This is a genomic window from Solirubrobacter deserti (assembly GCF_027587175.1).
GTDB lineage: Bacteria > Actinomycetota > Thermoleophilia > Solirubrobacterales > Solirubrobacteraceae > Solirubrobacter > Solirubrobacter deserti.
Genome location: NZ_JAPCID010000005.1, coordinates 41,359 through 51,876 on the forward strand (window position 1 = coordinate 41,359; position 10,518 = coordinate 51,876).

Annotated in this window: 7 protein-coding genes; 5 read left to right on the forward strand and 2 right to left on the reverse strand. The window is 70.9% G+C overall.

Annotated elements, in window-relative coordinates:
• The 5 genes from OJ962_RS03490 to OJ962_RS03510 all read left to right on the forward strand — a co-directional run bounded on the left by OJ962_RS03490 (position 1) and on the right by OJ962_RS03510 (position 8,242).
• Positions 1-3,306, forward strand: a complete 3,306-nt coding sequence (locus OJ962_RS03490; protein WP_270006183.1) for a ThuA domain-containing protein — start codon at positions 1-3, stop codon at positions 3,304-3,306.
• Positions 3,303-5,054, forward strand: coding sequence for a plastocyanin/azurin family copper-binding protein (locus tag OJ962_RS03495; RefSeq protein ID WP_202952154.1), 1,752 nt, complete (start codon positions 3,303-3,305; stop codon positions 5,052-5,054). The genes OJ962_RS03490 and OJ962_RS03495 overlap by 4 nt, the downstream gene beginning before the upstream one ends.
• The gene (locus OJ962_RS03500; RefSeq protein WP_202952155.1) at positions 5,054-6,526 is read left to right on the forward strand and encodes a multicopper oxidase family protein; all 1,473 of its coding nucleotides are present in this window, start codon (positions 5,054-5,056) and stop codon (positions 6,524-6,526) included. The genes OJ962_RS03495 and OJ962_RS03500 overlap by 1 nt, the downstream gene beginning before the upstream one ends.
• Positions 6,523-7,311, forward strand: coding sequence for a cupredoxin domain-containing protein (locus OJ962_RS03505; protein WP_202952156.1), 789 nt, complete (start codon positions 6,523-6,525; stop codon positions 7,309-7,311). Before OJ962_RS03500 ends, OJ962_RS03505 begins: the two co-directional genes overlap by 4 nt.
• A 109-nt stretch (positions 7,312-7,420) precedes the next feature.
• A complete protein-coding gene (locus tag OJ962_RS03510; protein WP_202952157.1) occupies positions 7,421-8,242 on the forward strand; it encodes an alpha/beta fold hydrolase in 822 nt (273 codons plus the stop codon).
• Here the strand turns inward: OJ962_RS03510 and OJ962_RS03515 are convergent.
• Entirely contained in the window at positions 8,220-9,068 is an 849-nt protein-coding gene (locus OJ962_RS03515; RefSeq protein ID WP_202952158.1) for a tryptophan 2,3-dioxygenase, read from the reverse strand. The genes OJ962_RS03510 and OJ962_RS03515 overlap by 23 nt on opposite strands.
• Positions 9,065-10,483, reverse strand: coding sequence for a WS/DGAT/MGAT family O-acyltransferase (locus OJ962_RS03520; RefSeq protein WP_202952159.1), 1,419 nt, complete (start codon positions 10,481-10,483; stop codon positions 9,065-9,067). Before OJ962_RS03520 ends, OJ962_RS03515 begins: the two co-directional genes overlap by 4 nt.
• Between the last annotated feature and the right edge of the window lie 35 nt (positions 10,484-10,518).

The window sequence follows — 10,518 nt, forward strand, 5'->3', positions numbered from 1 at the left end:
ATGCTCCGCGTCGCCCTGGCCACCGTGGCGACGTGCCTTCTCGGCGCGGCGCCCGCGGCGGCCGACGCGGGCAAGGTGCTCGTGTTCACCGGCACCGCCGGTACGACCAACGGCGCCACCGCACCCGCGGCGGCGGCGATCCAGTCGCTGGCGACCGCCAACGGCTTCAGCGTCGACGTGACCAACGCCGCCACGGCGTTCACGCCGGAGGGCCTCGCGCAGTACCGCGCGGTCACGTTCGTGCACTCCGCCGGCGACGTCCTCAACGTCGATCAGCAGGAGGCGCTGCGGACGTACGTCGAAGGCGGCGGCGGCTTCGTCGGCATCGGCGAGACGGCCAAGCTCGAGGAGGGTGAGGCGTTCTTCGACACGCTCATCGGCCTGACCGGGGCCGAGCGCACCGCGGGCGTCGACACGACCTCGCAGGACGTGGAGTTCCTGGACCGCGTGCACCCCGCCACGCGCGGCAACGCGCTGGTGTGGGAGGACCACACGGACGCGTACTACAAGTGGACGGCGAACCCCACCGGCAAGGTGCACACCGTCGCGCGCGTGCGCTTCGGCGCGCTGCCGGACGGGACCTCGGTCACCAACGACGCCGTCACCCGCTTCGCGGGCGGCGAGAACCGCATCCAGCCCCAGCAAGAGCGCGCGGTCTCCTGGTGCCGCGACGTCGGCCAGGGCCGCTCGTTCTACACGGCCCTCGGCGGCACCGCCGCGGCCTATCAGCAGAACGCGGTCACCCGCCAGCTGCTCGGCGCCATCCAGTGGGCGGCGGGCATGTCGCGCGGCAACTGCAAGGCGACGATCGACGCCAACTACACCGCGACGCGCGTGACGCCGCCGAACCCGGCGGGCCTGACCTCCTACACGGGTGAGATCGACGCGCTCGCGATGGCGAAGGACGGCCGCGTCTTCTACGCCGGCCGCGCGAGCTGCTTCGCCGGCATGCCGCAGGTCGTCGACTGGCAGGCGGCGGACGTCGGCAAGGGCTGCGGCACCATCCACGTCTTCGATCCCAACGTCGCCGGCAGCGACGACCAGAACCCGGCCAAGATCGCCAAGGTCGCCGAGCTGACGGTCTTCGGCGCGCGCGGGGAGGGCTCCGAGCACGGCGTCCTCGGCCTCGCCGTCGACCCCGAGTTCACGACGGGCCGTCCGTACCTCTACGTCCAGTACCACCCGTACTACAAGGGCGAGGGCGGCGCGGCCACCAACGATCCCGCCAAGCAGCTCGGCCCCGGCCTGGACCGCAAGGCGCTCATGGGCGAGCGGCGCGTGTCGCGCTTCACCTACGACCCCGCGACCAAGGCGATCGTGCCCGGGTCCGAGAAGGTCATCTTCCACTGGATGACGCAGGTCTACTCGTGCTGCCGGGTCGGCGGCTCGATGGACTTCGACTCCGACGGCAACCTGTACATCGGCACCGGCGACACGATCTCGGGCGCCGCCAACGCGTACCGCGGCGGCTACACCAACGACCACCCGAACTACACGGTCCCGGTCGACGGCCAGCCGCGCGCCAACCACGACGAGACGCCCGGCGGCGGCGAGCTCTCCTTCGCCGACGCGCGCCAGACCGCGGCCAACACCAACGCCTACGAGGGCAAGCTGCTGCGAATCAAGCCGCTGGCGAGCCCCGGCAGCGTCCCCGGCAACGGCACCACGTACACGATCCCGGGCGAGGACGCTCCGAACGGCCCGAACCTGTTCGCGCCGACGAGCGACGCGGTCAAGAACCGCCTGGCCAAGCCGGAGGTGTTCGCGATGGGCATCTCCGACCTGCGCTCGCTGGACATCGACACCGAGACGGACAAGATCTCCGCCGCATGGTCGGGCACCGAACAGCAGGCCAACTCGGTCGTGTGGGGTCCGGCGAAGACCGAGACCGCCGCGAAGATCACCGGCGCCGGCAACTACGGCTGGCCCTACTGCGCGGCCGGCAACCGCTTCAGCTACCGCTCGACGCTCGGCGCGATCGGCGGCGGGGGCGCGGCCAACCTCGGCCGGGTCGACACGCCGCGCGGCACGATCGCCGGCGGTGAGAACGAAGGCCAGGGCGCGTTCTGGGACTGCTCGAAGGCGCTTCCGAACGACTCTCGGTTCAACACCGGCCTCTCCGACATCCCCGCGCCGAAGGCCGCGAACGTCTGGTACGGCCCGCAGGGCGGTTGCTACGACTTCGCGCGTCAGGCCAACGGCGTGCCGGTCTACAACGACACGAACACGAGCATCGGCGCCGACACCGCGCGGCACTGCCCGTGGGCGCTCGGCGGCGGCCAGTCGATCGTGACCGGCGGCACCTACCGGCGCCCCGCGCAGGCCAAGGCCGGCGCCTGGCCCGCCTACTGGGAAGGCCGCTGGTTCCTCGCGGACTTCGCCGGCTCGGGCAACGTGCGCCACGCGCTGCTGATGGACCCGGAGACCGAGGACGAGGGCGGCCAGCCCGTCTCCGCGGACTCCCTGTACGGGATCATCCCGGCGAGCCTGCTCGGCGCGCACCGCCTGATCGACCTCGACTTCGGGGCCGACGGTGCGCTGTACGTCGCGGCCGCCTCCGGCAGCCGCCTCGGCCTGGGCAGCCAGACCGGCGTGTGGCGCTTCAGCTACACCGGCGGCACCGACACGCCCGGTCCGGACCCGGTCTGCGCGGTCCGCCCCAACAGCTCGACCGTCGACTGCAACGTGGGCCGCTCCGGCGGTGTCAGCTACGAGTGGACGTTCTCGGACGGCGGCACCGCGACCGGCACCAACGTCAGCTACGCGTTCCGCCGCGACGGGACCCAGCAGGCGACGCTGACGGTCGTCTACGCCGACGGCGAGCGCGTGAACAAGACGATCGACGTCGAGATCCCGCCGCTGCCCAGCGACGAGGAAGACATCGACATCATCGCCGAGGTGCCGCTGACGCTCGGGCTCACGCTCGGGACGCCGGCCACGTTCGAGCCGATGATCCCGGGTGTCGCCGCGACCTACACGGCGACAACGACGGCCAAGGTGCTCTCGACCGCCGGTGACGCCGCGCTGAGCATCGTCGACCGCTCCACGGTCTCGCCCGGCCACTTGGTCAACGGGCCGGCCGTGATGCCGCAGGCGTTGCGGGCCCGCGCCACCACCCCGGAGAGACCCGACGGGGCCTACCGCGCGATCTCCGGCACGCCGCTGAACGTATTCAGCTGGACGGGGCCGGTGGCCAACGAAACGGTGACGCTGGGCTTCCAGCAACCCGTCGCGACGACCGACGCCCTGCGCGGCGGCAAGTACGCGAAGACCCTGACGTTCACGCTCTCCACCACCACGCCATGAAGCGATCACTGCCCTGGATCCTCTGCGCGCTGATCGCGCTCATCGCCGCGCCGGCCTTCGCGCTCGGCACTGCCGCCGACCCGGTTCAGACGGCCGACATGGTCGTCTCCGACAGTGGCTTTCGTGACTCCGGCTCCACCGACCCGGAGGACCGGACCGTCGACATCCTCGCCGGCGGCCGCGTGAACTTCAGCTACCCCGCCGGCACCGGCGAGTACAACGTGGTCTGGGACCGCGGCAGCCTCGTCCCGGACACCTGCGAGCAGACGGCCGGCCCGAACTGGGGTCACGGCACCACGCTCCCGTGGTGGACGCAGGGCCCGGGCTGGGCCGGACACTGCACGTTCTCCAAGCCGGGGACCTACACGTTCCACTCGGGCGTGGACCCGAACGGCTTCAAGGGCACCGTCGTCGTGCACGGGGACGCGACCCCGACGCCGACGGTCACCGTCACCCCGACGGTCACGGCCGCGCCGACCACGGGCAAGATCAGCGCCCGCGACACGGCGAGCCCGGCCCGCAACTGGTTCCAGGACGCGTCGAGCTCGAACACCAACGACAACTCGGTGACGATCCAGGCCGGCGGGAAGGTCACGTTCGACTACCCGACGGGGACGAACGTCCACAACGTCGACTTCCGCGAGGCGCTCAAGCCGACGAGCTGCATCAAGACCAAGTCGTCGCCGCAGATCCCGGTCCCGGACGCCGACCAGGTGTCCCCGATGCCGGACTTCGCGCAGACGCCCGGCTGGGAGGGCGAGTGCACGTTCACGACCCCCGGCACGTACTCCTTCGTGTGCGGTTCGCACCCGGTGGAGATGACGGGCACGGTCGTGGTCGTCCCGGCCACGGGTGAGCCGACGCCGACGCCGACGGCCACGGCGACCCAGACGCCCACGCAGACGCCGACCGCGACCCCGACGACCGAGCCGACACGACCGGGCATCGTCGCGCGCGACACCGCGGAGCCGTTCAAGAACTGGTTCCAGGACGCGGCGAGCTCGGACCCGGCCGACAACTCGGTCACGGTCGCTCCGGGCAGCACGGTGGACTTCAGCTTCCCCGTGGGCGCCGGCACGAACGTGCACAACGTCGTCTTCGCGCAGGCACCGACCTCGTGCGTGCAGAAGACCGGCCTCGTCGTCGGCCCGGCCCCGCCACTGCCGCAGTTCGCGCAGCCGGCGGGCTGGTCGGGTGAATGCAAGTTCGACACGCCCGGCACATACACGTTCATCTGCTCCACGCACCCGGCGGAGATGACGGGCAGCGTGGTCGTGAGTTCCGGGGAGGAGCCGACCCCCACGCCGACGGCGACGCCTGAGCCGCCGCGCGACACGGTCCCGGCCAAGGTGCCCAAGCCTTGGGCGGCGATCGACAAGCCCAAGCACGCGCAGATGACCGTGGCGCGGTTCCTCGAGGGCAAGCTCACCATCACGGCGCGCTGCGTGTCCGCGGGCACGGGCGAGCTGACGATGAACGTCGGCAACCAGCTGGCCGCGAAGCGCCTGCGGGTGAAGGTCCGCCAGCAGAGCACGTTCGAGATCTCGGCCGCTGCCGCGACGTGCAACCAGTTCGGGCGCTTCACGGTCCGGCTGAAACCGAACGCGCAGGCGCGAAAAGCGCTCAAGAACTACACGAAGTCCCTGCCGGTGACGCTCACGCTCACGCTCGCCGGGCCGATCGGGACGACCACCACGACACGGACGATCACCTTGAAGGGCACGAAGGTCAAGAAGGGGCGCGTGTGATGGACTTCGAACGCGACGGCATCACGCGCCGCTCGGCGATGTACTACGGGGCTTCAAGCCTCGCGCTGGTGTGCTCGTTCGACTTCGACAAGCGGGCTCGCGCCGCGCGCGGCAAGACCAGCGCCGCGCTGCGCTCCGCCGCGTCGGGGCCGTTCGAGCCGTTCCAGCGGGACGTCCCGATCCCGGCGGTCGCCCGGCCCGTGCGCTCGAGCAAGAAGCTCGAGGAGTACGTGATGGACATGCAGCCCGGCATGGCGGAGATCCTGCCCGGGTACGAGACGCCGATCCTCGGCTACAACGGCAGCTTCCCCGGCCCGACGGTCCGGGCGCGCCGCGGGCGTGAGGTGCAGATCCTCCAGCGCAACCGCACCAACCGCTCGCTCAACGTGCACCTGCACGGCGGCGTGACGATGCCGCAGTACGACGGGCATCCGCACGACGCGATCCCGGCGGGTGAGGAGCGGCTGTACAAGTATCCGAACGTCGCCCACTCCTCGACGCTCTGGTACCACGATCACGCGCACGGCGAGACGGCGCAGACGCTGTTCGCCGGGCTCGCGGCGTTCTACCTGCTCGACGATCCCGACGACAACCACCTGGATCTGCCGCAGGGCGACTTCGACGTCCCGCTGATGATCACGGACCGCTCGTTCAACAAGGACGGGTCCTTCCGCTACCGGCTGGACCTGGACCGCGGCTTCCGCGGCGACACGATCCTCGTCAACGGCGCGGTCGCGCCGCGGATGAAGGTCGAGCGGCGTCTGTACCGGCTGCGGTTCCTGAACGCGTCCAACGCGCGCGCCTACAACCTGGTGCTCGGCAACGACCGGGACATGATCCAGATCGGCTCCGACGGCGGCCTGCTGCCGGCGCCGGTCAAGCGCAAGATCATCCCGATGGAGCCCGCCGAGCGCGTGGACGTGATCGTCGACTTCCGCCAGTTCGGCGTCGGCTCGAAGGTCATCCTCCACAACCAGGGCGGCGAGCCGTCGACGAGCGCCGTCATGCGCTTCGACGTCGTGCGCGGCACCGCCGAGGAGGCGCGGATCCCGAAGCTGATGCGCGAGGACGACGAGCTGCCCGAGCCCAACGCGGAGCGTTCGTGGCCGTTGACGTTCCAGGGCCTGGCCGGCGGCGCGTCGGTGTGGCAGATCGGCGGCGGCGGGTTCAGCGAGATGCGGATCGACTGCCGCCCGCGGCAGGGCTCGACCGAGCTGTGGACGTGGCGCAACCTGTCCAACCGCACGCACCCGATGCACATCCACGGCTACCACTTCAAGATCGTCAGCATGAACGGCAAGACGCCGCATCCGGCCGATCAGGGGTGGAAGGACACGGTGGCGGTCTATCCGAACGAGACCGTGGTCGTGATGCCGTACTTCGACTACTTCCCCGGAAGGTACGTCTTCCACTGTCACGCCGCCGAGCACGGCGACATGTCGATGATGGGGCAGATGGAGGTCGTGGCATGAGGCTTCGTCTGCTCGTGGCCACGCTGCTGGCCTTCGCCCTGATGCCGGCCGCGACCGCGAACGCCGCGGTCGAGCGGTTCATCCAGGCCTACGACTCGCCGACGTACAAGTCGGTGTTCTGGCCGAAGACGATCCCGGCGCAGGTCGGGGATACCGTCACGTGGCGGCTGACCCAGCCGGGGAACCCGCGCGCGGCCACCCACGACGTGTGGGTCGTTCCGCCCGGCACGTCCGCGCCGGGCACGCGGCTCGGCATCTCTTTCGAGACCCCGACGGTCAGCCAGGTCGTGGACGCTCCGGGTTCCTGGTTCTTCTACTGCTCGATCCATGCCGGGCTCACGCCGGAAGGCATGAACGGCACGGTCGAGGTGGGAACGACGGACCCCGGTCCGCCGGTCGATCCGGGCAAGCCGTGGGAGACGGGCGAGGAGCCGCCGGACCCCAACGCGCTGCCCAACGACACGACCGCACCGACGGCGTGGGAGGAGGGCGACAACGTCCCGCCGACGCTCAAGCTCGTGCGGGCGACCGCGACCGACACGGGCGCCCGCGCGCGGGTCACGGTCGAGGAGCCGGTCACCGTCACGGCGCGGCTCAAGAAGGGCAAGAAGATCGTCGCGACCAAACGCGTCGTGGTGAGCGAGCCGGGGACGTTGAACGTCAACGTGAACCTGCCCGCGCGTTTGCGGGACAAGGCCGCTCGGTACCGACTCCAGGTATGGGCGACCGACGGCGTGGATCTTGACTCGAAGGTCGCCGCCGCCTGGATCGACTTCAAGCCGTAGGTGTTGAACGGCCGCGGGCTCCGGCCCGCGGCCGTCGACATCACCATCCGCGATCTCGAGGCCACGGACTGGAGTGGCACCCATGGGCGGCGCTCGACAGGCTCCAGCCATGCGCACGGAGATCACGGTCGACGGCACCCGCATCAGCTTCTTGAGCGCGGGTGAGGGCCCGCTCCTCCTGCTGCTGCACGGCACGTATTGGAGCCGGGTGTGGGAGCCCGTGCTGGACACGCTCGCCGGGCACGGGCTGCGCGCCGTGGCGGTCGACCTGCCGGGCGCCGGGCGCTCCGGCGGGCAGCTGACGCTCGAGACCGGCGCGGTCCCGGCGCTCGCCACGTGGGTCGAGCGCTTCGCCGACGCGCTCGAGGCCGGTGACGAGCTGCTGGTCGCGGGGCACGACATCGGCGGCGCGGTCACCCAGCATCTGGCCGTCCATGGCGGGCGGGCGGTGCCGCGCTTCGCGCTCGTGAACTCCGTCACCTACGACTCGTGGCCCGTGCCCGGCGTCAAGCGCTTCCGCGACCCGGAGGTGGCCGCGGCGGTGAGCGTCGAGGAGTTGCTGTCGTGGCGCGAGACGGCGATCACGGCCGCGATCGCGCGCCCGTTCGCGGACGGCGAGCTCGACGACTACCTGTCCCCGTGGCGTGACGAGCGGCGTGCGCGGTCCTGGCTCGCCCTGGCCGGCGCGGCGGACTCGAAATACACCGAGGCGCTGATGCCCGCGCTGCGCGAGTCCGAGGCGCCGAAGCGGCTCGTGTGGGGCGAGGACGACGCGTTCCAGCCGGTCAGCTACGCCGAGCGCTTCGCCGCGGAGGTCCCGGCCTGCGAGCTCGTCCGCATCCCGCGCGCCGGCCACATCCCGATGGAGAACGACCCGCACGCCGTCGGCGACGCGCTCGGCCGCTTCTTCAGCGCCCGATCTCCGTCCTGACGTCCAGCAGCTCCGGGAAGAACGTGAGGTCCAGCGCCGCACGCAGGAACCCCACGCCGGACGACCCGCCCGTCCCACGCTTGTAGCCGATGATCCGCTGGACGGTCTTCATGTGCCGGAAGCGCCACAGCTGGAAGCTCTCCTCGACGTCCACGAGCTCCTCGCACAGCTCGTAGGCCTCCCAGTCGCGCTTGGGCGCGTCGTAGATCGCCTTGAACACGGGGATCAGGTCCTCGCGCCGCCGGTGCGGCTCGGAGAAGTCCCGCGTCAGCAGATCCGCCGGCACCGGGTAGTCGCGCCGCGCGAGGTGGCCGAGGAACGCGTCGTACAGCGACGGCGCCTCGAGCACCGCCGCCAGCCGCGCGAGGTCCTCGTCGGAGTGCCGGAAGACCGCGAGCATCTGCCGGTTCTTGTTGCCGAGCTGGAACTCGATGATCCGGTACTGCAACGACTGGAACCCGCTCGCGTCCCCGAGCACACCGCGGAACTTCACGTACTCGGACGGCGTCAGCGTCGCGAGCACGCCCCACTGCTCGAACAGCTGGCGTTGGATCTGCTTGACGCGCGCGAGCCCTTTCTGCGCCGGCCCGAGGTCGTCGATCGCGAGCGCGCTCAGCACCGCGTCCAGCTCGTGGATGATCAGCCGCATCCACAGCTCGCTCGTCTGGTGCTGGATGATGAACAGCAGCTCGTCGTGGTGCTCGGGCTGCGACAGCGGGTGCTGTGCGTCCAACAGCCGTTCCAGGTGCAGATAGCCGGCGTACGTCTGGCGCCCGCGCAGGTCGCGCGTCACGCCCTCCTCGACGTCGCGCAGGTTCTCGCTCACAGCGCCTCCAGCTCCTCGCGGATGTAGTCGAGCAGCGTGTCCACGTCCGGCATCTGGTCGCGGTCGGCGACGATCCCGAAGTCCATGTGGCCCATGTACGACATGACGGTGATGTTGAGGCCCATGCCGTCCAGGATCACCGAGACCGGGTAGTTCGCCACCAGCTTCGCGCCCGCCATGTAGAGCGGGAACTGCGGGCCGGGCACGTTGGAGATGACGAGGTTCCAGGCCGACCGCCCGGGCCGCGACGTCGAGTACGCGAACGTCAGCCGCGCCGCGCGCGCGAAGACGGCCGGCGGGATGAAGTTGTTCGCGTCGCGCAGCAGCATCGCGGGCAGCGCGCCGCGGCGCTCCTTCATGTCCGCCAGCGCTTCGTGCGTCCGTTGCAGCCGCTCCACCGGGTCGGCGATGTCGGTGTACAGCGGCGCCGCCATCAGCAGGATCCGGTTGCCGAACGTGCCGAACTCGTCGCCCGTGCGGACGCTGACCGGCACCTGTGCCACCAGCGGCGCCTCCGGCAGGTCGTCGTGCGCGATCAGCCACCGCCGCACCGCGCCCGCGCACACGCTCACCACGACGTCGTTGACCGTGGTCTGATGCTTGTCCTTGGCGGCCTTGACCGCGTCCAGCTCGATCTGCCCGAACGCGAACCGCCGGTGCGGCGAGATGCGCCCGCTGAACTTGGTCTTCGGCGCCACCAGCTCGGGCCGGTCGACGCCGTCGCGCAGGAGCATCGCCGCCACGCGCGAGACCGTCCCCATCCCGGGGAGGACGCCGAACGCGGTCTGGTCCAGGTTCGGGATCGCCTTCGGGATCGCGCGCAGCATCCGCAGCGGGTAGCGCGGCACGCCCAGCAGCCCGAGCCCGAGCATCTGCAGCGTCGAGGGCGACGGGTCCGCCAGGTCCTCCTCGGGCGGCTCCACCTCGCGCCCCTCGGGCGTCAGATCCAGCAGCAGGGCCATGATCTCGGCGCCGGATAGCCCGTCGATCACGGCGTGATGGATCTTGGTGAGCACGGCCACGAGCCCCGACTCGTGGCCCTCGATCACGTACAGCTCCCACAACGGCCGCGCGCGGTCCAGCGGCCGCGCCATGATCCGCGCCACCTGGTCGGCGAGCTGCTGATCGGTGCCCGGCGACGCGAGCGCCATCTCGCGCACGTGATAGCCGAGGTCGATCTCGGCCTCCTCCACCCAGTACGGATGGTCGAGCCCGAGCGGCACCTCCGCCAGCCGCCAGCGCAGCGGCGGAAGCTGTGCGCCGCGCTCGGAAATCAGCTGCGTGACCTCTCCGCACCCGAACGACCCGCCCGGCGCGGTGGACGGATCGAGCATCGCCAGGCTCCCCACGTGGCCCGTCTGACGCGCGTTCTCCAGTGCCAGGAACTGTGCGTCGAGGGACGTGAGCTGCCGCATGCGCGCACCCTAGCGCTGCACGTGTAATCGTTCGC

Coding starts and splice junctions, on each gene's coding strand:
- OJ962_RS03500 (WP_202952155.1), top strand. CDS start 5,054: ATGGACTTCGAACGCGACGGCATCACGCGCCGCTCGGCGATGTACTAC.
- OJ962_RS03520 (WP_202952159.1), bottom strand. CDS start 10,483: ATGCGGCAGCTCACGTCCCTCGACGCACAGTTCCTGGCACTGGAGAAC.
- OJ962_RS03510 (WP_202952157.1), top strand. CDS start 7,421: ATGCGCACGGAGATCACGGTCGACGGCACCCGCATCAGCTTCTTGAGC.
- OJ962_RS03505 (WP_202952156.1), top strand. CDS start 6,523: ATGAGGCTTCGTCTGCTCGTGGCCACGCTGCTGGCCTTCGCCCTGATG.
- OJ962_RS03490 (WP_270006183.1), top strand. CDS start 1: ATGCTCCGCGTCGCCCTGGCCACCGTGGCGACGTGCCTTCTCGGCGCG.
- OJ962_RS03495 (WP_202952154.1), top strand. CDS start 3,303: ATGAAGCGATCACTGCCCTGGATCCTCTGCGCGCTGATCGCGCTCATC.